At 60.7% G+C, this 22,857-nt stretch carries 20 protein-coding genes, 1 rRNA gene and 2 pseudogenes; 11 read left to right on the top strand and 12 right to left on the bottom strand.

Annotation, left to right across the window (positions count from 1 at the left end):
- From ACIP02_RS03535 to ACIP02_RS03525, 3 genes are all read left to right on the top strand, one after another.
- Positions 1 to 701: ribonucleotide-diphosphate reductase subunit beta (locus ACIP02_RS03535; RefSeq protein ID WP_400613306.1), on the top strand; the 701-nt coding region annotated here is incomplete at its 5' end.
- 66 nt (positions 702 to 767) lie between these two features.
- Complete coding sequence (locus ACIP02_RS03530) at positions 768 to 1,676, top strand: RES family NAD+ phosphorylase (protein WP_400613304.1); 909 nt, start codon at positions 768 to 770, stop codon at positions 1,674 to 1,676.
- A gap of 481 nt (positions 1,677 to 2,157) precedes the next feature.
- Positions 2,158 to 2,574: a Bro-N domain-containing protein gene (locus tag ACIP02_RS03525; RefSeq protein WP_400613302.1), complete on the top strand. Its 417-nt coding sequence runs from the start codon at positions 2,158 to 2,160 to the stop codon at positions 2,572 to 2,574.
- A 292-nt stretch (positions 2,575 to 2,866) separates the two neighbouring features.
- Here ACIP02_RS03525 and ACIP02_RS03520 read toward each other — a convergent pair whose 3' ends face one another.
- Both ACIP02_RS03520 and ACIP02_RS03515 read right to left on the bottom strand, forming a co-directional pair.
- Positions 2,867 to 3,154 carry a type II toxin-antitoxin system RelE/ParE family toxin gene (locus tag ACIP02_RS03520; RefSeq protein WP_400613300.1) on the bottom strand — a complete coding sequence of 96 codons (288 nt, stop codon included), beginning with the start codon at positions 3,152 to 3,154 and terminating at the stop codon, positions 2,867 to 2,869.
- Entirely contained in the window at positions 3,144 to 3,383 is a 240-nt protein-coding gene (locus tag ACIP02_RS03515; RefSeq protein ID WP_028700126.1) for a type II toxin-antitoxin system RelB/DinJ family antitoxin, read from the bottom strand. The genes ACIP02_RS03520 and ACIP02_RS03515 overlap by 11 nt, the downstream gene beginning before the upstream one ends.
- A 1,113-nt stretch (positions 3,384 to 4,496) precedes the next feature.
- Here ACIP02_RS03515 and ACIP02_RS03510 point away from each other — a divergent pair.
- The 8 genes from ACIP02_RS03510 (at position 4,497) to ACIP02_RS03475 (ending at position 12,612) form a co-directional block, all read left to right on the top strand.
- The gene (locus tag ACIP02_RS03510) at positions 4,497 to 5,735 is read left to right on the top strand and encodes an OprD family porin (protein ID WP_400613297.1); all 1,239 of its coding nucleotides are present in this window, start codon (positions 4,497 to 4,499) and stop codon (positions 5,733 to 5,735) included.
- A 250-nt stretch (positions 5,736 to 5,985) separates the two neighbouring features.
- Entirely contained in the window at positions 5,986 to 6,792 is an 807-nt protein-coding gene (locus tag ACIP02_RS03505) for an NAD-dependent epimerase/dehydratase family protein (protein WP_400613295.1), read from the top strand.
- 26 nt (positions 6,793 to 6,818) lie between these two features.
- The gene (locus ACIP02_RS03500) at positions 6,819 to 7,700 is read left to right on the top strand and encodes an SMP-30/gluconolactonase/LRE family protein (protein ID WP_400613293.1); all 882 of its coding nucleotides are present in this window, start codon (positions 6,819 to 6,821) and stop codon (positions 7,698 to 7,700) included.
- Positions 7,701 to 7,770: 70 nt separating this feature from the next.
- Positions 7,771 to 8,742: a TRAP transporter substrate-binding protein gene (locus tag ACIP02_RS03495; protein WP_400613291.1), complete on the top strand. Its 972-nt coding sequence runs from the start codon at positions 7,771 to 7,773 to the stop codon at positions 8,740 to 8,742.
- Between the two features lie 66 nt (positions 8,743 to 8,808).
- Positions 8,809 to 9,336, top strand: coding sequence for a TRAP transporter small permease (locus ACIP02_RS03490; protein ID WP_400613289.1), 528 nt, complete (start codon positions 8,809 to 8,811; stop codon positions 9,334 to 9,336).
- Entirely contained in the window at positions 9,337 to 10,617 is a 1,281-nt protein-coding gene (locus ACIP02_RS03485; protein WP_400613287.1) for a TRAP transporter large permease, read from the top strand.
- Between the two features lie 179 nt (positions 10,618 to 10,796).
- Positions 10,797 to 11,720, top strand: a complete 924-nt coding sequence (locus tag ACIP02_RS03480) for an EamA family transporter (protein WP_400613285.1) — start codon at positions 10,797 to 10,799, stop codon at positions 11,718 to 11,720.
- 22 nt (positions 11,721 to 11,742) lie between these two features.
- Positions 11,743 to 12,612 carry an aldose 1-epimerase gene (locus ACIP02_RS03475; RefSeq protein ID WP_400613283.1) on the top strand — a complete coding sequence of 290 codons (870 nt, stop codon included), beginning with the start codon at positions 11,743 to 11,745 and terminating at the stop codon, positions 12,610 to 12,612.
- Positions 12,613 to 12,761: 149 nt separating this feature from the next.
- Here the strand turns inward: ACIP02_RS03475 and ACIP02_RS03470 are convergent, their stop codons facing one another.
- The 10 genes and pseudogenes from ACIP02_RS03470 to rrf all read right to left on the bottom strand — a co-directional run.
- Entirely contained in the window at positions 12,762 to 14,057 is a 1,296-nt protein-coding gene (locus tag ACIP02_RS03470; protein ID WP_400613281.1) for an MFS transporter, read from the bottom strand.
- A gap of 157 nt (positions 14,058 to 14,214) precedes the next feature.
- The gene (locus ACIP02_RS03465; RefSeq protein WP_400613279.1) at positions 14,215 to 15,111 is read right to left on the bottom strand and encodes a LysR family transcriptional regulator; all 897 of its coding nucleotides are present in this window, start codon (positions 15,109 to 15,111) and stop codon (positions 14,215 to 14,217) included.
- 154 nt (positions 15,112 to 15,265) lie between these two features.
- On the bottom strand, positions 15,266 to 17,302 hold the full coding sequence (locus ACIP02_RS03460) for a pyridoxamine 5'-phosphate oxidase family protein (RefSeq protein ID WP_400613277.1): 2,037 nt from the start codon (positions 17,300 to 17,302) through the stop codon (positions 15,266 to 15,268).
- A gap of 27 nt (positions 17,303 to 17,329) precedes the next feature.
- Positions 17,330 to 17,959 (bottom strand): glutathione S-transferase family protein, encoded by a 630-nt coding sequence (locus ACIP02_RS03455; protein WP_400613275.1) that lies wholly within the window; start codon positions 17,957 to 17,959, stop codon positions 17,330 to 17,332.
- Between the two features lie 384 nt (positions 17,960 to 18,343).
- On the bottom strand, positions 18,344 to 18,901 hold the full coding sequence (locus tag ACIP02_RS03450) for a UPF0149 family protein (protein ID WP_400613273.1): 558 nt from the start codon (positions 18,899 to 18,901) through the stop codon (positions 18,344 to 18,346).
- Positions 18,898 to 19,458, bottom strand: coding sequence for a UPF0149 family protein (locus tag ACIP02_RS03445; protein ID WP_400613271.1), 561 nt, complete (start codon positions 19,456 to 19,458; stop codon positions 18,898 to 18,900). Before ACIP02_RS03445 ends, ACIP02_RS03450 begins: the two co-directional genes overlap by 4 nt.
- Before the next feature lie 94 nt (positions 19,459 to 19,552).
- Positions 19,553 to 19,991 (bottom strand): annotated as a pseudogene (locus ACIP02_RS03440) (asparaginase); the annotation flags it as partial.
- Between the two features lie 204 nt (positions 19,992 to 20,195).
- Positions 20,196 to 20,411 (bottom strand): annotated as a pseudogene (locus tag ACIP02_RS03435) (hydratase); the annotation flags it as partial.
- A gap of 347 nt (positions 20,412 to 20,758) precedes the next feature.
- Positions 20,759 to 22,402 (bottom strand): acetolactate synthase large subunit, encoded by a 1,644-nt coding sequence (locus ACIP02_RS03430; RefSeq protein ID WP_400613268.1) that lies wholly within the window; start codon positions 22,400 to 22,402, stop codon positions 20,759 to 20,761.
- A gap of 368 nt (positions 22,403 to 22,770) precedes the next feature.
- Positions 22,771 to 22,857 (bottom strand): 5S ribosomal RNA (gene rrf, locus ACIP02_RS03425); the annotation flags it as partial.

Below are 22,857 nucleotides of genomic sequence, written 5' to 3'. Positions count from 1 at the left end.
AGTCCTACGAAGAGGCGATCCACACCCACGCCTACCAGTACTGCATCGAGTCGCTGGGCATGGATGAAGGCGAGATCTTCAACATGTACCACGAGATCCCGTCGGTCGCGAAAAAAGCCGCCTGGGGCCTGAAGTACACCCGCGCCATCTCCGACCCGGAATTCAACACCGGTACTGTCGAAACCGACAAAGAGCTGCTGCGCAACCTGATCGCCTACTACTGCGTATTGGAAGGCATCTTCTTCTACTGCGGCTTCACCCAGATCCTGTCGATGGGCCGCCGCAACAAGATGACCGGCGTCGCCGAGCAGTTCCAGTACATCCTGCGTGACGAGTCGATGCACCTGAACTTCGGTATCGACGTGATCAACCAGATCAAAATCGAGAACCCGCACCTGTGGGACGCGGCGATGAAGGAAGAAGCGACCCAGATGATCCTGCAAGGGACCCAGCTGGAGATCGAATACGCTCGTGACACCATGCCACGCGGGGTATTGGGCATGAACGCAGCGATGATGGAGGACTACCTCAAGTTCATCGCCAACCGTCGCCTGACCCAGATTGGCCTGAAGGAAGAGTACCCGGGGACTACCAACCCGTTCCCTTGGATGAGCGAGATCATGGACTTGAAGAAGGAGAAGAACTTCTTTGAGACGCGGGTGATTGAGTATCAGACGGGTGGGGCGTTGAGCTGGGACTGACATCCCTGAAAAGGCTGCTCTAGGGCAGCCTTTTTTATATTAAACGGTACATTTTCAGGATGCACTATGTATCTAGATTACGTAGAAAATATTTTTGATGAATTAGACCAAGCAAAATCGGAAAGAGACATTACGCAAGGCTTTCTCGACCTGTTAGCAAACTATAGAATCCTTTCCTTCAAGATCGAGCGCGGCAGCATGTTATGGCGAGCCCGAAAGATTAGCTCGACACGCTATAACAAAATATCGGAATTACTTTATCCTCCTGCCGAATACGTCGGATACGGAAGACTGAATGATATTGGTGAGCAAGTACTCTACACCTCACTCAGACAAGAAACAGCATTATCTGAAATTTCCGCTAAGGCGGGAGATTTGATTCAAATAGCTGGTTTCAGGATACAACCTGATAGAGAGTTGAAGATCTCTACCATTGGTGATTTCGCTCATATTCAAAAGACAGGCCGCTCGCGATTGTTCGGATCGGATCCAGAGCTGGCTATCACCAAGATGTTGAATGACACACCAAAAGAGATCGCTAAAGCAATTATTTACACCGATAAATTTCTCGCATACACACTGGCCAATGTTGATGCATCTCATGAGAACTATTTGCGCACACGGACTCTTGGCAAACTTATTTATCAAAAAGCGCCTGCAAACGGAATAGCCTTCCCCAGCGTAAAAGATAAAGATGGCTATAACATTTGCTTCAATAAGTCCTCTTCAGATGAACACCTCCAAAACGTTTGCTCATTTGTCGTTCGAATCAATAAAGAGCGAAGGTACGGCATGATGGACTTTGAAATAATTGAGTCAGCCATGGATTTGCAAGATGACGGCACCTTCATCTGGGATGATGGCAGCACTCCAACCTCCTTCGGCATCTACAATCTTACTCAAAGCGAGTACAAGACAGCACTAAGTCATAAAGATGATCCAAATGGATTATTGACTCTAATACACGGTAAATAAATAAAGGAAACTTCCTACAAGTTTTAACCTTGACGAAGGCACCTCTATTTTGTAGTGTGATTTTGGCGCCTAAGAAACGCCTCACGTAGCGGTCAATCCGCCCCGACAGATGCGGCATTTTTTTGCCTGTGGTTTAATCCTGCGCGCAGAAAACGTGTTATGTCGGGAGTGGACTAATACAAGACCCGCAAGGGGAATACGTCCGGTCCGCTACGTGGGATTTCTTAGCTCCCGACACCCAGCCCTAAGAAAGCTGGAAAATCACGTAGAGGTAATGGAAATGCCTACCAAATCCAGTAATTCCAGGCTCTTCGCACATGCGTCATGCCTGCTCAAATCTCCAATAACCACGGAGGCCAGCCATGACTGACCTTCAAACACCCACCCTCTTCACCCGCCACAAGCGCCCCCTCCACACCCTCTGGCTGGAATCCAAGCCTGGTTCTGCGCCCACGAACTCGGCCGGCTGAGCGGGCACTTCTTGGACGAACACTGCATGCGTAAGCTCGACCCGGACCAGTACCGCACGGTGCAACTGCTGCGCTATGGCAAGTACCAGGAGACCACCATGGTCAGTGAGTCCGGGGCCTATACCTTGTTGGCGCATCACCATGTGCCGGAGAACCGCCATTTGCGCAAGTGGCTGACGCATGAGGTGGTGGCGGTGCTGCGTGATGGGCAGGCGGACGGGGTTGAGGATGCACCGCGGCTGGGGCAGATGTGCTGGCCTGGGGGGCGGACGGCGACGTTGTTGTATTGGCAGAGTGAGCCTTGGGTGAGGATGCGGGATATGCCGGTGGTGCTGGCTGGGGAGGTGGACGCGTTGGGGCCGGTGCAGAAGCGCAAGTTGAGTTGGCGGGAGTGTGCGCAGCGGGCGCTGCGGATGCATGGGGTTTAGCTGGCGGATCTGCCTGTGAGGGCTTCTTCGCGGGTGAACCCGCTCCCACAGGGGGACTTAGTCTGCTGGAATGGCTTGCTTAGCCGGCCAAGAGCAGGTCGCTACTTGCCTTGATAATGCGCTATTTGAGTTGGCGCCAGACCTGTGGGAGCGGGTTTACCCGCGAACACCGGCGAAGCCGGTGCCATGCACCGAGCTGGATTCTTCGCGGGCGCGCCCGCTCCCACAGGTGCAGTGCAAGCATTTGAAGTGAGCTGTATTTTGAGAGCACAGGTTTGCAAATCTACGAAGTCTATTCGAGCCGGTCGGCAGCCTTCTTGTATGCCTGATCTTTTTCACGACGATGAACAGCAACTACAAAGACTACGATTTCTTGATCAATGACCTGATAGACCAGCCTATACCCGCTGCTGCGCAGCTTTATCTTGTAGCAGTCTGGTAGGGAGTGAAGGCGATTGGCTTCAACCCGAGGATTCAGCAGAACCTCTGCCAGTTTCTTTTTGAACTGCTGACGCACGGTGTCGCCCAGCTTCTTCCACTCTTTCAATGCACGGGAATCGAAGTCGAGGCTATAGGTCATCCAGCTGCACCCTCACGCGCTGCGGAGAAGCAAGCCGCTCTTGTACAGTGGCAATGAGGTCTTCATCTTCCTCGGTCATCAGGACCGGCCGGAAGGGTAGCTTGCCCCGCTCTGCCACATATTGCAGGGCCTGGCGCATGAGTTCGGAGGGGGTTACGCCGAGGCGCTCAAGCTCTTTGTAGGCGCGGGCTTTGAGATCGTCGTCGACGCGGATGTTGATGGAAGCCATGGCTTGGCCCTCAGGTAAAGACGTTTGTCATTACAATGCACTTGTCCTGATGATTCTGCAATGGCGATTTTTCTGCCGGCAGTGGCCACAGCTTCATGCACTTCTGAGTACCTAGCTCAACCGCTGTAGCGACCTTGCTGGGGTGCCGGACAGGTCAGAAAGGGCTGCACAGCGGCACAGCGGCCCTCTAAAATCCACAGCCTTTGGAATCGCCGGGGCCGCTTTGCGGCCCTTTCGCGACGCAAGGCCGCTCCCACATGGGATCGCGTATTACGGGAGATTTGCGTGGCGATTGCTGGCAGGAATCCGCCAGGGCCTGAAACGAAAAAAGCGCCATGGGCGCTTTGATCGACGGTTGGTAAAAAGGTCCGGACACTGCTTCGGCTTATCGCCTCGGCCCACCTTGCTTGGGCACCCCCGTGGGGCCAGGGAGCGCTCGATCTCATCCGGTCAGGCGCGCCGTGAATAAAGGGGCCCCGCCCACGCCGACAAGGGGGGTACGGCACCAACGAGGATGCCGGGACTGGACATGCCAGTCTACGTGGTCGAGGGCGAGGCCTGATTTGAAGATAGCGCAGGCGAGTGGCGGGGTCCACTGCTAGGTCAAATTGATTTGTAAATCATGTGTCCGGCTTTGCTGTAAATCAGTCGGTGTGGATGGCACCGGCTGTGCCGGTGTTCGCGGCGGTTCGACGCCTCGATGAACCCGCTTCCACAGGTTTGCATGCCTCCCCATGTCATCGTATGTCTTTACAAAGTACGCGATAGAGCCTCTACGCGTTAATTTACGAGGGTCTTGCCTTTAATCACTAGGCCATTATGCGTTGACAGCCCCTCTCTCCCTTGCTAATAATCGCTCACAGTTGTACGACAACACATAACAAAAACAACAATCAGTGGACGAACCCATGTCGACACCCATCCCGCTGCACCCACGCCTGTTGCATACCCCTCTTCCCACGGCCTGCTGGCGTACCCCCTCGAGTACCTAGCGCCCGGTTACCGCGTTTTTACCTCTGGCCCTGACCGGCCCGTTACTTACCCGCCCCTGCCGCAGGCCGCTTGCGCGTGCCCGGTGGACGGGCTGCCATACCCTTCGGGAGCACAACAATAATGAAAATCTGCCACACCCTGCCCTTCGCCCTGCTTGGCGCCGGGGTTATCGCCGGCTTGCCGGGCACCAGCCTGGCTGCGGGTTTTGTCGAGGACAGCAAGGCCACCCTCGGCCTGCGCAACTTCTACATCAACCGCAACTTCACCAACCCCAGCAACCCGCAGAGCAAGGCCGAGGAATGGACGCAAAGCTTCATCCTCGATGCCCGTTCGGGGTTCACCGAGGGGCCGGTCGGCTTCGGTGTGGATGTGCTGGGGCTGTGGTCGGTCAAGCTGGATGGTGGTGGCGGTACCTACGGCACGGCATTGCTGCCGCGTCATGACGATGGCAAGCCTGCGGATGACTACGGGCGCCTGGCGGTGGCGGGCAAGGCGCGGATTTCCAAGACCGAGTTGAAGATCGGTGAGTGGATGCCGGTGCTACCGATTCTGCGTTCGGACGATGGGCGATCGCTGCCACAAACGTTCCGCGGCGGGCAGGTGACCTCCAACGAGATTGCCGGGCTGACGGTGTATGGCGGGCAATTCCGCGGCAACAGCCCGCGCAACGACGCCAGCATGGAAGACATGAGCTACGGCGGTGGGGTGTCGGACCGTTTCAACTTTGTCGGTGGCGAGTACAAGTTCAATCAGGACCGTACGTTGGTCGGGCTGTGGAATGCGGTGCTGGAGGATGTGTACCAACAGCAGTACCTGCAACTGAGCCACAGCCAACCGGTGGGTGAGTGGACCTTGGGCGCCAACCTGGGTTACTTCCATGGCGATGACGACGGCTCCAAACGTGCCGGCGAGCTGGACAACAAGACCTACTCGGGGATGTTCTCGGCCAAGTACGGTGGCAGCACCTTCTGGGTCGGGCTGCAGAAGGTTGATGGCGATACCTGGATGCGGGTCAACGGCACCAGTGGCGGCACCCTGGCCAACGACAGCTACAACTCCAGCTTCGACAACGCCAACGAGCGCTCGTGGCAGGTGCGCCATGACTTCAACTTCGTCACCGTCGGGGTGCCGGGGCTGACCCTGATGAACCGCTATATCAGCGGGCAAGACGTGCACAGCGGGGTGGTGACCGATGGCAAGGAATGGGTGCGTGAAACCGAGCTTGCCTATGTGATACAGAGCGGGGCGTTCAAGGATTTGAGTGTGAAGTGGCGCAATTCGTCGATTCGTCGGGATTACAGCAATAACGAGTTTGATGAGAACCGGTTGATTTTCAATTATCCGTTGTCGTTGCTGTAAGGCTTTACGCAGGCCTTTGTAGGAGCGGACTTGTGTCGCGAAAGGGGTGCGAAGCGCCCCCAGGATTGCAGCTTCGCCGCATGATTCGCCGGGGCCGCGTTGCGGCCCTTTCGCGACACAAGGCCGCTCCTACAGGGGACGCGCATGACTCCAAACTGACATTGAGTTGTCATTGACAACAATGAATCGCACCGCCAATAATCACAATAGTCATACGACAACCTACAACAATTAACAACAAGAGCCGGCCATGACCACTACTCCCCTCAATCGCCTGCTGCTCACCGGAGCCGCAGGCGGCCTGGGCAAGGTCCTTCGCGAACGCCTGCAAGGCTACGCCGAGGTCCTGCGCCTTTCCGACATCAGCCCCATGGCACCTGCTGCTGGCCCGCATGAAGAGGTCGTCACCTGCGACCTGGCCGACAAAGCTGCGGTACATGCCCTGGTCGAAGGCGTCGACGCCATCATCCACTTCGGAGGCGTGTCCACCGAACATGCCTTCGAAGACATCCTCGGCCCCAACATCTGCGGCGTGTTCCATGTCTACGAGGCGGCGCGCAAGCATGGGGTGAAGCGCATCATCTTCGCCAGTTCCAACCATACCATCGGCTTCTACCGCCAGGACGAGCGCATCGACGCCCACTCCCCGCGTCGCCCCGACAGCTACTACGGGTTGTCGAAATGCTATGGCGAGGATGTCGCCAGCTTCTACTTCGACCGCTACGGCATCGAGACCGTCAGCATCCGCATCGGCTCGTCGTTCCCGCAGCCACAGAACCCGCGCATGCTCTGCACCTGGCTGAGCTATGACGACCTGGTGCAACTGATCGAGCGCGGGCTGTTCACCCCCGACGTTGGCCACACCATCGTCTACGGCGCCTCCGACAACCGTACCGTATGGTGGGACAACCGCCATGCCGAGCACCTCGGCTATGCCCCCAAGGACAGCTCGGAACCCTTCCGCGCCGCCGTGGAAGCCCAACCGGCGCCCGCCGCCGATGACCCGAGCATGGTCTATCAGGGCGGCGCCTTCGCCGTGGCCGGCCCGTTCAACTGACCCCACTCACGCCAGGAGGCACGGCCATGAATTGCGAACTGATCGTCGACGCCCGCAACGGCACCGGCGAAAGCCCCGTGTGGCACCCCAGCGAACAGGCCCTGTACTGGGTCGACATTCCCGCACGCCAGCTGCACCGCTGGCAAACGGCCGATGGCACGCACCAGGTCTGGCAAGGCGACGAGATGCTGGCCTGCATCGCCCGTAGCGGCGACGGCTGGGTGGCCGGCATGGAAAGCGGCATTTTCCAGCTCCAGGCAAAAGCCGACGGCAGCCTGCACAGCCACCTGCTCAGCAGCGTGCAGCATGCCCAGCCCGGCATGCGCTTCAACGATGGCCGCTGCGACCGCCAAGGCCGCTTCTGGGCCGGCAGCATGCTGCTGGACATGCAGCAAGGCGCGCATGTCGGCGCGCTGTACCGGCATGACGGCGAAGGCCGTTTGCACCTGCAGCAAGACGGCATGATCGTGCCCAACGGCCTGGCCTTCAGCCCCGATGGCAAGCGCATGTACCTGTCCGACTCGCACCCCAACGTGCAGAAGGTCTGGGCCTTCGACTACGACACCGACAGCGGCACGCCGCACAACAAGCGGCTGTTCGTCGACATGCGCGGCTACCCCGGCCGCCCCGACGGCGCTGCCATCGACCAGGACGGCTGCTACTGGATCTGCGGCAATGACGCCGGGCAGGTCCACCGCTTCACCCCCGACGGCCGCCTCGACCGCTCGCTCAGCGTGCCGGTGAAAAAGCCGGCGATGTGCGCCTTCGGCGGCGCCAACCTCGACACCCTGTATGTCACCTCGATCCGCCCAGCGGGCATCGACCTCAGCGACCAGCCACTGGCTGGCGGGGTATTTGCCCTCGACCCTGGCACGCAGGGCCTGGAGGAACCTGTCTACCGGGGCTGAACCCCACTGCCAATACCACAACACTCTTTGCACGCCCGAAACCGGATAATAAAAACCACGGAGTTTCATCATGACGTTCAAACGCAAGCTGCTTCTTGCCGTACTCCCGTTTGCCTTCAGCGTGGCCATGCCCGCCTCGGCGCTGGACATCAAGTTCGCCGAAATCCACCCTGCCGGCTACCCGACCGTGGTCGCCGAACAGAACATGGGCAAAAAGCTGGAACAAGCCAGCAATGGCGAAATCACCTTCAAGATGTTCGCCGGCGGTGTGCTGGGCTCGGAGAAGGAAGTGATCGAGCAGGCGCAGATCGGCGCCGTGCAAATGACCCGCGTCAGCCTGGGGATCGTCGGCCCGGTGGTGCCGGATGTGAACGTGTTCAACATGCCGTTCGTGTTCCGCGACCATGACCACATGCGCAAGATCATCGACGGCGAGATCGGCCAGGAGATCCTCGACAAGATCACCAACTCCGACTTCAACCTGGTGGCCCTGGCCTGGATGGACGGCGGCTCGCGCAGCATCTACACCAAAAAGCCGGTGCGCAGCCTGGAAGACCTCAAGGGCATGAAGATTCGCGTGCAGGGCAACCCGCTGTTCATCGACATGATGAATGCCATGGGCGGCAACGGCATCGCCATGGACACCGGGGAAATCTTCAGCGCCCTGCAGACCGGGGTAATCGACGGTGCCGAGAACAACCCGCCGACCCTGCTTGAGCACAACCATTTCCAGAGCGCCAAGTACTACACCCTGACCGGCCACCTGATCCTGCCGGAGCCGGTGGTGATGTCCAGGGCCACCTGGGACAAGCTCACCCCCGAGCAGCAAGTGCTGGTGAAGAAAGTCGCACGTGAAGCGCAGATGGAAGAGCGCGCGCTGTGGGATGCCAAGTCTGCTGCCAGCGAAGAGAAGCTAAAGGCCGCCGGTGTCGAGTTTATCACCGTCGACAAGAAGCCGTTCTACGACGCCACCGCATCGGTGCGCGAGAAATACGGCGCGCAGTACGCCGACCTGATGAAGCGCATCGACGCCGTCCAGTAAGCGCGGCCCTTTCCTGAACGACCTCGGCAGTGCGGCGCCCGCCGCTCTGCCGCTTTGGTGATGCCCATGAAAAACCTCTTTCTGCGTGCCAACGACACGCTGTACCGCGCCTGTATCTGGGTCGCCGGCCTGTCGATTCTGACCATGTCGCTGATCATCCCCTGGGGCATCTTCGCCCGCTACGTGCTCGGCACCGGCGCTAGCTGGCCGGAACCGGTCGCGATTCTGTTGATGGTGGTGTTCACCTTCGTCGGCGCCGCCGCCAGCTACCGCGCCGGTGCGCACATGGCGGTGGCGATGATCACCGACCGCCTGCCGCCGCTGCAGCGCCGGCTAGTGGCGCTGCTGGTGCAGGTATTGATGATTCTGGTGTGCGTGTTCATGACCTACTACGGCACCAAGCTGTGCATCACTACCTGGAACCAGTTTCTGGCCTCTCTGCCGGGTGTGCGGGTGGGCATGACTTATGCGCCGATCCCGGTCGGTGGCGTGCTGACCCTGGTGTTCGTGTTGGAGAAACTGCTGCTGGGCGACCAGAGCCACCGCAAAGTGGTGCGCTTCGACCAGCTGGAAGAAAGCGAAGGAGCGGCATAAATGGATGCGTTCATTCTGTTGGGCAGCTTCATTGTGCTCATTCTGCTGGGCATGCCGGTGGCCTACGCCCTGGGCCTGGCGGCGCTGGTCGGTGCCTGGTGGATCGACATCCCGTTGCAGGCGATGATGATCCAGGTGGCCAGTGGCGTTAACAAATTTTCGCTGCTGGCAATTCCGTTCTTCGTGCTGGCCGGTGCGATCATGGCCGAAGGCGGGATGTCACGACGGCTGGTGGCATTTGCCGGGGTGCTGGTGGGCTTCGTGCGTGGTGGGCTGTCGCTGGTCAACATCATGGCCTCGACGTTCTTCGGTGCAATTTCCGGCTCGTCGGTGGCTGACACTGCCTCGGTGGGTTCGGTGCTGATCCCGGAGATGGAGCGCAAGGGTTACCCGCGCGAGTTCTCTACGGCGGTCACCGTCAGCGGCTCGGTACAGGCGCTGCTGACCCCGCCCAGCCACAACTCGGTGCTGTATTCGTTGGCAGCGGGCGGCACGGTATCGATTGCCTCGTTGTTCATGGCGGGGGTGATGCCCGGCTTGCTGCTGAGCGCGGTGATGATGGGCCTGTGCCTGATCTTCGCCAAGAAGCGCAACTACCCCAAGGGCGAAGTCATTCCGATGCGCCAGGCGCTGAAGATTGCCGGTGAGGCGCTGTGGGGGCTGATGGCCATGGTTATCATCCTGGGTGGCATTCTTTCGGGGGTGTTCACTGCAACCGAATCGGCGGCCGTGGCGGTGGTGTGGTCGTTCTTCGTGACCATGTTCATCTACCGTGACTACAAGTGGCGCGACCTGCCCAAGCTGATGCACCGCACGGTGCGCACCATCTCGATCGTGATGATCCTGATCGGCTTCGCCGCCAGCTTTGGCTACGTGATGACGCTGATGCAGATCCCGTCGAAGATCACCACGGCGTTCCTGACCCTGTCGGATAACCGCTACGTGATCCTGATGTGCATCAACTTCATGCTGTTGCTGCTGGGCACGGTAATGGACATGGCGCCGCTGATCCTGATCCTTACCCCGATCCTGTTGCCGGTGATTACCGGTATCGGCGTGGACCCGGTGCACTTTGGCATGATCATGCTGGTGAACCTGGGGATCGGGCTGATCACACCGCCGGTGGGGGCGGTGCTGTTCGTCGGCTCCGCAATTGGCAAGGTGAGTATCGAATCGACGGTGAAGGCGTTGCTGCCGTTTTATCTGGCGCTGTTCCTGGTGCTGATGGCGGTGACCTACATTCCGGCCATCTCGCTGTGGCTGCCTAGCGTGGTGCTGTAACTGCACTTGCGGTCCCTGTAGGAGCGGCCTTGTGTCGCGATGGGCCGCCAAGCGGCCCCAGGATTTCGGCGTTGATGCTGATAGTGCTGGGGCCGCTTCGCGGCCCGATCGCGACACAAGGCCGCTCCTACAACGACCGTGATGCGGCTGGAAAATCTACCTGCAAACGGATCCTGCACATGGCTGTCCCCTCCTCTGCTATCCCTCTATTCCCACGCAAATTGGCCATCGCCCTGCTGGCGTTGCTGGCCTGCTCGTTCGCCGGTAACCACATCGCCGCACGTATCGCCTTCGATGACGGCACCGGCGTGTTGCTGGCCATCCTCTGCCGCTCGGGCATCACCTTCCTGGTGCTGGCCGGCCTGCTGCTGTGGCAACGCCAGGCCTTGGCCCTGCCCACTGGCACCCGTCGCTGGCAGTTGTTACTTGGCCTGCTGATCGCCACCCAGAGCCTGTGCCTGTACTCGGCGGTGGCGCGCATTCCGGTGGCCCTGGCGCTGCTGGTGGGCAACACCTTCCCGATGCTGCTGGCACTGCTGACCTGGGCGCTGGGCGGTGCACGCCCCACCGGCCGCACCGTGCTGTTCATGGGCCTGATCCTGTGCGGCCTGGTTCTGGCGCTGGACGTGCCGGCACGCCTGGCCGACAGCAGCGGCGCCAACCCGCACTGGGCACTGGGTGTCAGCCTGGCCTTCGCCGCCGCCTGTGCCTTCGCCTGCGCCTTGTGGATCACCGACCACAAGCTGGCTGCCGTGCGCGGCCCGGTGCGCAGCCTGCTGACCCTGCTGATCGTGTTCTCCAGCATGCTGGTCGCAGGCGCAAGTGGCGTAATGCCGTCCGGCTTGTCGCTGCCGGGCAGCGGCAGCGGCTGGGCGGCGCTGGCGAGCCTGGTGGTGCTGTATGGCCTGGCCTTCACGTTGCTGTTCGTCTGCGTGCCGCGGCTGAACATGGCACAGAACGCGCCGGTGATGAACGTGGAACCTATCGCGACCTTGCTGCTGGGTTGGGCCTTGCTCGACCAGCAGCTGGGTACCCTGCAACTACTCGGCGGTGCCGTGGTGGTGTGCGGCATCGTGCTGCTCACTTACCGGCGCCCCGGCTGACGCTTTTGCAAAGGAGCCTTGAATGGCTGTGACCGAACTGTACCTGCAGGACCGCCTGACCCGCCTGAGCCTGGCCCCGGAGCTGGGCGCCAGCCTGGTCAACTGGCAAGTCAAGGCGACCGGCCAGGCGCTGCTGCGCCACACAGATGCCGACGCCCTGGCCAGTGGCACACCGCGGCGCCTGGCTTGCTACCCGCTGGCGCCATGGTCCAATCGCATTGCCGAGGGTGGCTTTTCCCGGCCCGAGGGCTGGCAGGCACTGGCGCCGAACACCGGGCACGACCCTTACCCGATTCATGGCAGCGCCTGGCAGCAGGCCTGGCAAGTGGAGCATCACAGCGAACGCCGCGCACGGTTGACCCTGGCCAGTGCTGTGCCATTTGCCTACCAGGCCACGCTGGATGTGCACCTGCAGGAAGGCTGCCTGAACCTGGACCTGCATGTAACGCACCTGGATGAATCGGCCAACTGGTACGGGTTGGGGCTGCACCCTTACTTTCCGCGTTACCCCGATACCAGGCTGTATGCGGCGGCCCGCCAGGTGTGGCTGGCCGAGCCCGGGCGGCTGCCGTCCTATCAGGCCGAGGTGCCGGAGCAGTGGCGGTTTGAAACATTGGGCAGCCTGCCAGAGACCGTGGTTGATCACGCCTTCAGTGGTTGGCCGGGCGAGTGTGTGATCGAACAGCCGGGGGCCGGGTATCGGTTGGCGTGCAGCGCCAGCGGGGCCGAGCACTTCTTGCTGTTCTGCCCGCAGGGGCAAGGGTTTTTCTGCTTTGAACCGGTTAGCCACCCGGTCAATGCGCATCACCTGCCGGGGCGGCCGGGGTTGAGGCTGTTGCAGCGGGGGGAAGGGATGAGCTTGGGGTTTAGGATGCAGTATCGGGCGTTGTGATGGTGTTGCCTGGGTTGGGGCTGCTTTGCAGCCCATCGCGACACAAGGCCGCTCCTACAGGGGACCGCGTCAGCTCATGCCACGCGGTCCCCTGTAGGAGCGGCCTTGCGTCGCGATGGGCCGCAAAGCGGCCCCAAAATTCTCAGCCCTTAGGCCAATGCCTCGCCAGCCCCCACCATCGGCTTGGCAGCAACATCCCCCCGCACCTCGCGCGCCACCTTCCACACCAGCACCGCCGCGACGATATCGAACGCCGCCAGCACCACAAACAGCGGGCTATAGCCAATCTGCGTCACCAGCACCCCGAACACCAGGGTAAACGCCGCCGCACCCAGGTAACCGCACATGCCACCCATACCGGTCGCCGTCGCCACCTGATCCTTGCTGAACGAGTCCGAGGTAATCGAGTACAGCGCCCCCGACAGCGTCTGGTGGGCAAAGCCACCAATGCACAGCAGCAGGATCGCCGTGTACGGGCTCTCCACCAAGCCGATGCAGGCCGGGCCGATCATGCAGCTGGCACCGAACACCAGCACCATCTTGCGCGAAGTGAACAGCGACACCTTGAAGTAACGGTGGAACAGCGGGCTGAGATAACCGCCCAGCACACAGCCGATATCGGCCGCCAGGAACGGTAGCCAGGCGAACATCGCCACTTCCTTGATGTTCATATGGCGCTCGGTCATCAGGTACAGCGGGATCCAGGCATTGAAGGTTTGCCAGGCCGGCTCGGAGAGGATCCTCGCCGAAGCGATGGCGTAGAAGTTACGGGTTTTGAAAATGCGTTTCCACGCGCCCTTCTCGCGGGCCTCCTGTTTGAAGTGCGCTTCCTGCCCGGCGAGGATGTAGTCGCGTTCTTCATCGCTCAGGCGCTTCTGGTCGCGTGGGTGTTTGTACAGCAGCATCCACAGCAGGGTCCAGACGATGCCGGAAACGCCAACGATCACGAAGGCCAACTGCCAGCCACTGTGCAGGATCGCCCATACCACCAGCGGCGGCGCCAGCAAGGCGCCGAGCGACGAGCCGATGTTGAACCAGCCGATCGCCACCGAGCGCTCCTTGGCCGGGAACCACTCGGTAGTGGCCTTGACCCCGGCCGGCAGGCCGGCGGCCTCGGTCATGCCCAGCAGCCCGCGCATGAACGCCATGCTCTGCCAGCCGCTGGCCAGGGCCGCGCCGGCACAGGCCAGCGACCAGGCCATGGCGAACACGGCAAAGCCCAGCTTGGTGCCGATGAAGTCGATGAACCAGCCGGCAACCGGCTGCATGAGGGCGTAACAGATCTGCCAGGCGGCGACGATCTTGGCGTATTGCTCGGTACTGATGGAAAGGTCGGTCATCAGGGTGGGGGCAGCCACCGAGAGCGTGTTGCGGGCGAGGTAGTTGACGACGAGCCCAGCCGTGACAAGGCTGACCATCCACCAACGGATGCCTTTCATCTTCATGGTTCACCTGAATTTTTGTTTTTAGAGATGCGGGTGATTTGCGCAAAGGCCGGCAGAGGCTATTTGCGACAAATTGTTTCAGGCGAAAGAGTGCCACGACATAGGTCATCGTACAACATTTATTATTTCAGGATGTTTTTGCCTTTGTTGTACGACCTCAATCGAGCTGCTGGGCACGAAGTGTCTGCGCCAGCATGTCAATAAAAGCCCTTACCTTGGCTGAACCGTACTTGCTCTCGCGGTGCAATACATGGATCGGCCAAGGCGCCTCTTCATAGTCGGCCAGGATTACCTGCAACTGCCCGCTGGCCAACTCATCTGCCACTTGGTACGACAGCAACCGGGCGATCCCCAGCCCGCCGCTGGCGGCAGCGATTGCCCCATCGTTGCTGGTGACCGTCAGCCGCGGTTTCATGCGCACCAGGGTCGGTTCATCGGTCACTCCGAAGCGCCAGCCAGCCCGCGGTGAAAGGTTGGTGGTGCCGATCACCGCATGGGCGGCCAGGTCCGAAGGGTGCTTCGGCACGCCATGGCGCGCCAGGTAATCGGGCGAGGCGCACAGCATGCGCCGCACCCTTCCCACTCGTAGCGCCCTCAACCCGGAATCGGGCAACGGGCCGATGCGCACGGCGACGTCCATGCCCTCCTCGACCATGTTGACCACGCGGTCGAGGAAGTAGGCGGATACATCGACGTCCGGGTACTGCTGCAGGTAGCGAACAATGGACGGCATGACGAACTTCTTGCCGAACAGGATCGGCGCGGTCACCGCCAGGTCGCCCTTTGGGGTGGCGTTGATGCCGGCCGCGGCTTCGTTGGCTTCGTGGATGCTGGCCAGGATATGCCGGGTGTCTTCCAGGTAGCGGCCACCCGCTTCGGTCAGGCGCACGCTGCGGGTGGTGCGCAGCAGCAGCTTGACGCCGAGCTGGTCTTCCAGGGCGCTGACGGCGCGGGTGACGGCGGCCGGTGAGATGTCCAGGCGGCGCGCGGCCGCGGCGAAGCTTTCCAGTTCGCCGACGGCGACGAACACCTTCATCAGGTGGATCTGGTCCATGCGGGCTCCTGGGGGGATGAGGTAGCGGGATTATCTTTCATCTGAAAGTTTTGTGTTGCCTGTGCTGGCCTCTTCGCGGGTAAACCCGCTCCTACAATCGATCACCTCTGAATGTAGGAGCGGGTTCACCCGCGAAGAGGCCTGTACAGGTAAATCAGGCATCCAGCACCAACGCCTGCCCTCCTTCTTCCACCCTCGCCGGAACAGCACAGCAGATCAGCACCGACCCCGCCTCTGGCATCTCGGCCGGTGGATTGGGGTAATGCACCTGCCCACTGACAAGCCGAGTCTTGCAGGTGCCACACGAACCACCGCGGCAACTGAACTCCGGTGCCAACCCACGCGCCTCGGCCAGCTCCAGCAGCGTGCCACTGCCAGGAGCCCAACGCGCCTCCTTGGCCGAAGCCGAAAAGTACACCGGTACTGGCTCGCTGGCAGCAGGTGGCTGTTGCAGTGCGGGCTGGTCATCGTCGGTGTGCCGGCGCAGCGTCGACGGGCCAAAGGCTTCAGCATGGATCCGCGCATCCGGCACATGCACCGCGCGCAGCCCTTCATACAGTTCCTGGGTAAAGCTACCCGGCCCGCACAGGTAGAAATCGTAGTCGTCCAGCGCCAGCGTTGCCTTGACCTGTTCAATGCCCAACCGGCCGACAAACTCATAATCACGACCGACCAGCGCTTGCTCTTCTGGCTGACTCAGGGCCCGGTGAACCTGCAGCAGATCGCCGGCCTTTTGCCGCAAGCTCGCCAGTTCCTGCTGGAACGGCAGGTCAGCCAGGCTGCGCGCGCCATGAAACAGATGAATGCGTCGCGCCGACCCCGTGCTCACCTGCTCGCGCAACATGGCCAGCAGCGGCGTAATGCCAACCCCTGCGCCGATCAACACCAGCGGCCGCACGCTTTGCTGATCAAGCGTGAAGCTGCCCATGGGCGGGCGTACATTCAACACATCACCGGCCACAACGCGCTCATGCAGATACTGCGAAGCCGGCCCCTGGGCTTTGACGCTGATGCGCAGGTAGCCATCGGCGGGTGCACTGGACAAGCTGTAGGTGCGGATCAGCGCTGCCTCGCCATCACGCGGCACCTGCACGGGAAGGTGCTGGCCTGGCAAAAAGGCCACGCGGCTACCTGCTGGTGGTTCGAGATAGAACGAGCGGATATCACGGCTTTCCTGCTCCACCCGCAGCACGCGCCAAGCCTGCCATTGCCGCTGTTGCAGGCGCTGCTGCAAGCGCGCCTCGGCCTCGGCCCAGGTGCCCGTGCTAAGGCTGGTCGGCGCGTACGCCTTGAAGGCCCAGCGAAGGGAAACCGCAGCCGGGCGCCGTACCAGCTGCTCAACCTGCAGGGTCCATAGCCGTTCAGCGCCTTCGAAGGCCTGAATGGCCGGGCTGTTCAGCAGCATCTCGGCACGCCCGTAAAGTTGCAGCACATTGCCGTTGCTGAAGTCGATGAACAGCAAGCCTGCCTGCGGGTTGACCAACAGGTTGCCCAGGGTGTTGAAGTGCAGGTTGCCAGCATAGTCGGGAATGGTCAGTCGATTGCCTTCGACCTTGACGAACCCGGGCCGTCCACCTCGGTGGGAAACGTCCACCGAGCGCTGACCGTTGTCATGTTCGACATAGCTGGCGACAAAGAAAGTATCGGCGGCCTCGATCATGCTGATGGCCATGGCATCGAGTGTGGTTGTATCGACACGTGTCTGGCTGGGCTCAGCGACACGGGTGTAGTCACGCAGCTGAATGTATTGCGGGCAGTTGCCGAACGATTGCTCCACGGTTACCTGCAACTGGCCTTGTGCTATCTGCTGGATCTGCCCGTTGATACGATTGCGCCGTCGAGTGTGCAGCTCGATACCCAGCAGGCCGACCGCCTGCCCGGCAGCCAGCCCCGGGGTGGCGGGGTCGTCTGCAGCCAGCGTGGTATCAATCATCAGTTGCCGAGGGTTCGGCGAACTCACAAACCCTTCCGGCCCTTCCAGTAACGTCGCCCAAGGCCGGCCTTGGCTATCTACGCTGGCGGCCACCATGAATGGCAACTGATGATAAAAAATGCGGTGCTGGTCGGGCATGTAGTCACGAATGACCTTCTGCCCGAACGCCTCCATGCGCTCTGCTACACCGGCCTTTTCCTGCAAGCTTTTCTCGCCCGCATGCCAGGGCGAGGGGCGATGGTCCGGGGACTGTTGCATGGTGGCGTTCCTCGCGGTGGCGGGGTATCAGGCGCTGGTCTGCAACCCGATCACGGTGCGTGGCATGGCTACGAAGCCTGGCAGTGCCTCGATTCGCGCCAGCCAGCTGCGCACGTTGGCGTAGGGTTCCAGCGACACGTTGCCTTCTGGCGCGTGGGCGATGTACGAGTAGTTGGCGATGTCGGCGATGGTAGGGGTATCACCCGCAAGGAAGAGCGACCTGGCCAGCTCGGCATCGATCACCTTGAGCAGGGTGTGGGCGCGGCCGATCACTTCGTCGGTGTTAAACGAGGCGCCGAATACCGTAACCAGGCGGGCGGCAGCCGGGCCAAAGGCTAGCGGGCCGGCCGCAACGGAAAGCCAGCGTTGTACGCGGGCCGCGGCGGCAGGTTCTTCAGGCAGCCAGGTGCCGTTGTCGTACTTTTTTGCCAGGTAGACGAGGATGGCATTGGAATCGGCGATCACCGTGCCGTTGTCATCAATGACCGGCACCTGGCCGAACGGGTTGAGGGCGAGGAACTCCGGCTGCTTGTGCGCACCTTTGGCGAGGTCGACGAACACTAGTTCGGTGGGCAGTTTCAGCAGCGAGAGCATCAGCTCAATGCGGTGGGCATGGCCAGACTTGGGGAAGTTGTAGAGCTTGATCGGGTTCGACATGGGCTTGGCTCCTGGTCAGCACCGGGGTGGGCTGATGGAGCACATGCTGCACTGGATCGGCGGACAGCAGAATGCGTGTGGCGGGGAAACCATAATTTCGCGGGGCGGAATAATGCACACTGGTTTCTACGATTTTTGCGGGTAAGTCCACTCCCCAGAGACCACAGAGAACTGAGTTCGTAGGCGATTCGCACACCCTGTGGGAGCGGGTTCACCCGCGAAGAATCCAGCGCGGTGCATGGCACCGGCTGCGCCGGTGTTCGCGGGTAAACCCGCTCCTACATGGCGCAGCTAGATAATGAGTTATGTGCAGTTCTATCAGAGCGGGCGTGCCCGCGAAGAAGCCAGTACCGATTTCCAGAATGAACAACCCGAACGGGTCAATCAACCCAATTGCTGCTGACGCTGGTGGAGATAAAGCACATGCACGGCATCAACTACCAACGGCACAGTAGCCTGGTGTTGTTCCAGGCTCATTTTGTCCAGGACGGAAAAATTCTCCTCCAGACCGTGCATAGCTATCGCATCAAGATACTTCTGAAGACGTGCAGGCAACTTACTCCACTGCCCCAAACGAACGCCCCGCATATATCCGAAGCACCACTCTTCAAGCACCACGATTTCGCCCTCCGGGGTATCCCTGACCTCAAAGAGTAAATCCAGCCCATCCGTGGCTTCGCCGAGCATCACCACGACGGTGTTGTAAAACTTGATGAGCAAATCGGTGTAGCGCTGCGCCTCGGCCTTGCTTCTGAACCGAGGCAGTTTGCCACCAGAAACCTCTGGGATCCATTCACTTGGTGGCACCAGGCGCGGAGAGCTGCAGAGTGCATTCACGAAGCCATCTAGCTCGCTGATATCAAGTATGGCGTCATCGTTGCCATACTTGAAAAGCAGCTCACCCAGCTTGTCCAGCTCTTGGTCGGTTATCGGGCTGTTCATAGGTTCCAATTTTTCAGGCGATGGTAACTGTAAAGCTGGCGCGCAGCCTGGATCACCTGCGGCACACAGGCCTGGATATCCTCTTCGCTCATCTGGTCCAGCAGCTCGAAGTTATCCTCCAGCCCGTGCAGCGAGATGGCCTTGAGCAGTGCGTCCTGCTCTGGCGGCAACTCGCTCCAGCCGGCAACCTGGGTACCGCGCATGTAGCCGAAGCACCACTCTTCCATGACGATCACGGTGCCCTGCTCGCCTTCGCTTTCCTCGAACAGCGGCTCGAACTGGTCAACGTTGTCGTCCAACGCCTCTTTCACCTGGCTGGCATAACGCAGCATCAGCGCCACGTAGGCCTCTTCATGCGCTGGCTTCTTGAACTTCGGTACCTTGCCGCCAGCCACTGCGGGCAACCAGTGCTCCGGGGTGACAGTGGACGGCGAACTGGCCAGTGCAGTGAAAAAGCCATTGAGCTCGGCCAGGTTGAGCACCGAGTAATCATTGCCGTAGGTGATCAGCAGGTCTTCGAGGCGGTCGAGTTCTTTTTCGCTGAGAGCGGGGAGCATGAGGTGGGGATCCTGGTGAGGCAAAAGTGTGTGCACCCTAGCACATGCAATTCACGAAGGGCTGCCCGCGCATACAGCGACGCGGACAGATTACTCACCAAGGTAACCATTTGTTCAGCAAATGCTGCCTGCTAGTTCCAATCAATAGCCACAACAGAATGCGACATTTGCGCGGGCACAATCGCCCCGCCATGTGCAGCCCTTTGGCCTGCAAATCGATCTCGCCACCCGCAAAGTCGTAGGAGGCCGAGGCCGTCGGGCCACTGCCTGTTGCGGGTTGCAACAATCACCGGCAAGACGGCGACAAGCTGGCCCAGCACTGTCGACCACGCTGCGGAAACGTGGCCCGCACCAAAGCCTGCGACGACCAGCCCCTGATAGCCCTGAGCAGCCACGCCCTGCAACAATGCCGTGTCGGCGTCCAAGCACGCTTCCAGTAATGCAACGCGATGCTCGATGTGGTGGGGTAATGGCAATACTTCTTTGCGGCGAGGCGGCAGCCTGTACACCACAACGCCCTCCACAATATGGCCGGGCCGTCGCTACCCGGATGACTGGCCGCACAATGACTGCCGGCAGCGAGACAAAAGCGACGAAGGTCGGTTGCCAGCTGCCAGCGGCCAATGTCCAGCCCCACACAGCGTGACTCACCAGCAGCCCCAACAGCGAACTGGTAAACACCCAATAGCGGTGAACGCTGCCGGTTCATGAAGGGTTGCGTGTTCATCTGCGACTCCTCAACGCGGCAGGCGATAGCCAAGAGTCGCATCGTAGAGATCAATGCGGCGGTCTCGCGGCAGGTCGTTCAAGGTGTTCCAGATCGGTGCCGAACGTGCGCTACTGAGGTCGACATCGGCGTACAAAATGACTTCGTCCTCTGCACTGGCAACCTCACCAATGGGCCAGCCATTGTTACCGGCGATCAGCGAGCAGCCCAGGAAACGCCCTCCCCGGAGCGCAGCAGAAACTGGCACGCCGCTACGCGCCAAGGTGAACAATCAGCAGCCGCTGGCAGCGTCGACCCGGCGATTCTCGACCCGGTTGCTGATATCAAGGATGTCGAGCTTGCCCGCTGAGCGGGTAACGCGATGGATGGCACCGGCTTTGCCGGTATTCGCGGCTGAAGCCGCTCCTACAGGGATCGCGTCAGCCTGAAGCCAGCACAGTACCTGTGGGAGCGGGCGCGCCCGCGAAGAATCCAACGCGGTGCATGGCACCGGCTGCGCCGGTGTTCGCGGGCTCGCCCGCTCCCACAGGGGGATCGGCGCCAGCCATTGCGGTTGGCGCCGGGCCTCAGGGTTTACACCGCCAGCGCGCGCTCACGCAGCTCGCTGTTGAGGATGCGGTCGTTTTCGCTGTAATCGACCGGGCAGTCGATCACGTGCACGCCCGGGGTCTTGATGCAGTGCTCCAGCAGCGGCAGCAGGCCTTCGGCGCTTTCCACGCGGTGGCCGTTGGCACCGTAGGCTTCGGCGTATTTGACGAAGTCCGGGTTGCCATAGTCCAGGCCGAAATCGGTGAAGCCCATGTTGGCCTGCTTCCAGCGGATCATGCCGTAGCCGTCGTCACGCAGGATCACCACGGTGATGTGCATGCCCAAACGGACTGCAGTTTCCAGCTCTTGGCTGTTCATCATGAAGCCGCCGTCGCCGCACACCGAGATTACCGGGCGGTCCGGGTGCACCAGGTGCGCCGCCATCGCCGATGGCAGGCCAGCGCCCATGGTCGCCAGGGCGTTGTCCAGCAGCACGGTGTTCGGTTTGTGCGCCTTGTAGTTACGGGCAAACCAGATCTTGTAGATGCCGTTGTCCAGGGCAACGATGCCTTCGGACGGCAGCACGCGACGGATGTCGGCAACCATGCGCTGCGGGTAGACCGGAAAGCGGTTGTCGTCGGCGCCTTCGGCGATCTGAGCTTCGTTGGCTTCACGGATGGCCATCAGGCGGGTGAAGTCCCAGTGCGAAGTGTCGGTCAGGGCTTCGCCGATCTGCCATACGGCGTTGGCGATATCGCCGATCACTTCCACTTGCGGGAAGTAAACCGCATCGACTTCGGCGGAGCGGAAGTTGATGTGGATGACTTCGGTGCCGCCACGGACCATGAAGAAGGGTGGTTTCTCGATTACGTCGTGGCCGATGTTGACGATCAGGTCGGCCGCTTCGACAGCGCGGTGTACGAAGTCACCAGACGACAGCGCAGCGTTACCCAGGAAGCGCGGGTGACGCTCGTCGACCACACCTTTACCCATTTGGGTGGTGATGAACGGGATACCGGTCTTGTCGATCAGCTGCTTGAGGACCTTGGCGGTCATCTTGCGGTTGGCACCGGCGCCGATCACCAGGATAGGGTTGCGGGCATTTTGCAGTTTTTCAACGGCCGCCTGGATGGCCACGTGCTCAGCCAGCGGGCGACGGTGCAAGCTGCGCGGGATCGGCAGCGCGTCGGTCTGCTCGGCGGCGATGTCTTCTGGCAGTTCGAGGTGCACGGCGCCCGGCTTTTCTTCTTCAGCCAGGCGGAACGCTTCGCGCATGCGCGCCGGGATGTTGTCGGCCGAGGCGAACTGGTGAGTGTACTTGGTGATGGGGTCCATCATGCCGCACACGTCGATGATCTGGAAGCGGCCCTGCTTGGACTTCTTGATCGGCTTCTGGCCGGTGATCATCATCATCGGCATGCCGCCCAGGTAGGCGTAGGCGCTGGCGGTAACCAGGTTGGTGGCACCAGGGCCGAGGGTCGACAGGCTGACGCCGGTCTTGCCGGTCAGGCGACCGTAGGTGGCAGCCATGAAACCTGCAGACTGCTCGTGACGGGTCAGTACCAGCTTGATCTTCGACTTGCGCAGCGATTCGAGCAGGTCGAGGTTTTCTTCACCGGGAATGCCGAACACATATTCGACACCTTCGTTTTCCAGGCATTGCACAACGACATCGGCGGCCTTGGCCATCTTGCTTGCTACCTCAAGTGATGGGACGGTGGAAGTCCAGAAATGCGCAGCACGGTACGCTGGCATCGCTCAGCACGGGGCAGGAATGCCCCGAACCAAAGTCTTGACGTAGGGTGGGCGCGAGAAAGTCACGTTGATGTGGCGGGAATATTGTCGCAGTTGGAGACAACATCACGATCGATGTAGGAGCGGCTTTAGCCGCGAAGCAGGCGATGCGGTGGATGGCACCGGCGTTGCCGGTGTTCGCGGGTGAACCCGCTCCCACTGGGAATCGGGCATGGCCGGAGATCTGCGTACGGCTTGAGATTTTTGCACCACAAAGACAAAACCCCTACCTGCATGCGCAGATAGGGGTTTTGCGAAATGAATCTTGACGATGACCTACTCTCACATGGGGAAACCCCACACTACCATCGGCGATGCATCGTTTCACTGCTGAGTTCGGGATGGGATCA

Origin of the sequence: Pseudomonas sp. NPDC089408 (genome assembly GCF_044749445.1) — a bacterium.
Taxonomy (GTDB): domain Bacteria; phylum Pseudomonadota; class Gammaproteobacteria; order Pseudomonadales; family Pseudomonadaceae; genus Aquipseudomonas.
This window is presented reverse-complemented; position numbering and strand designations above follow the sequence as displayed.

Bases quoted from the DNA above. Each gene is read 5' to 3' on its own strand.
- ACIP02_RS03530 (WP_400613304.1), top strand. From the start codon at position 768: ATGTATCTAGATTACGTAGAAAATATTTTTGATGAATTAGACCAAGCA.
- ACIP02_RS03520 (WP_400613300.1), bottom strand. From the start codon at position 3,154: ATGACCTATAGCCTCGACTTCGATTCCCGTGCATTGAAAGAGTGGAAG.
- ACIP02_RS03515 (WP_028700126.1), bottom strand. From the start codon at position 3,383: ATGGCTTCCATCAACATCCGCGTCGACGACGATCTCAAAGCCCGCGCC.
- ACIP02_RS03510 (WP_400613297.1), top strand. From the start codon at position 4,497: ATGAAAATCTGCCACACCCTGCCCTTCGCCCTGCTTGGCGCCGGGGTT.
- ACIP02_RS03505 (WP_400613295.1), top strand. From the start codon at position 5,986: ATGACCACTACTCCCCTCAATCGCCTGCTGCTCACCGGAGCCGCAGGC.
- ACIP02_RS03500 (WP_400613293.1), top strand. From the start codon at position 6,819: ATGAATTGCGAACTGATCGTCGACGCCCGCAACGGCACCGGCGAAAGC.
- ACIP02_RS03495 (WP_400613291.1), top strand. From the start codon at position 7,771: ATGACGTTCAAACGCAAGCTGCTTCTTGCCGTACTCCCGTTTGCCTTC.
- ACIP02_RS03490 (WP_400613289.1), top strand. From the start codon at position 8,809: ATGAAAAACCTCTTTCTGCGTGCCAACGACACGCTGTACCGCGCCTGT.
- ACIP02_RS03485 (WP_400613287.1), top strand. From the start codon at position 9,337: ATGGATGCGTTCATTCTGTTGGGCAGCTTCATTGTGCTCATTCTGCTG.
- ACIP02_RS03480 (WP_400613285.1), top strand. From the start codon at position 10,797: ATGGCTGTCCCCTCCTCTGCTATCCCTCTATTCCCACGCAAATTGGCC.
- ACIP02_RS03475 (WP_400613283.1), top strand. From the start codon at position 11,743: ATGGCTGTGACCGAACTGTACCTGCAGGACCGCCTGACCCGCCTGAGC.
- ACIP02_RS03470 (WP_400613281.1), bottom strand. From the start codon at position 14,057: ATGAAGATGAAAGGCATCCGTTGGTGGATGGTCAGCCTTGTCACGGCT.
- ACIP02_RS03465 (WP_400613279.1), bottom strand. From the start codon at position 15,111: ATGGACCAGATCCACCTGATGAAGGTGTTCGTCGCCGTCGGCGAACTG.
- ACIP02_RS03460 (WP_400613277.1), bottom strand. From the start codon at position 17,302: ATGCAACAGTCCCCGGACCATCGCCCCTCGCCCTGGCATGCGGGCGAG.
- ACIP02_RS03455 (WP_400613275.1), bottom strand. From the start codon at position 17,959: ATGTCGAACCCGATCAAGCTCTACAACTTCCCCAAGTCTGGCCATGCC.
- ACIP02_RS03450 (WP_400613273.1), bottom strand. From the start codon at position 18,901: ATGAACAGCCCGATAACCGACCAAGAGCTGGACAAGCTGGGTGAGCTG.
- ACIP02_RS03445 (WP_400613271.1), bottom strand. From the start codon at position 19,458: ATGCTCCCCGCTCTCAGCGAAAAAGAACTCGACCGCCTCGAAGACCTG.
- ACIP02_RS03430 (WP_400613268.1), bottom strand. From the start codon at position 22,402: ATGGCCAAGGCCGCCGATGTCGTTGTGCAATGCCTGGAAAACGAAGGT.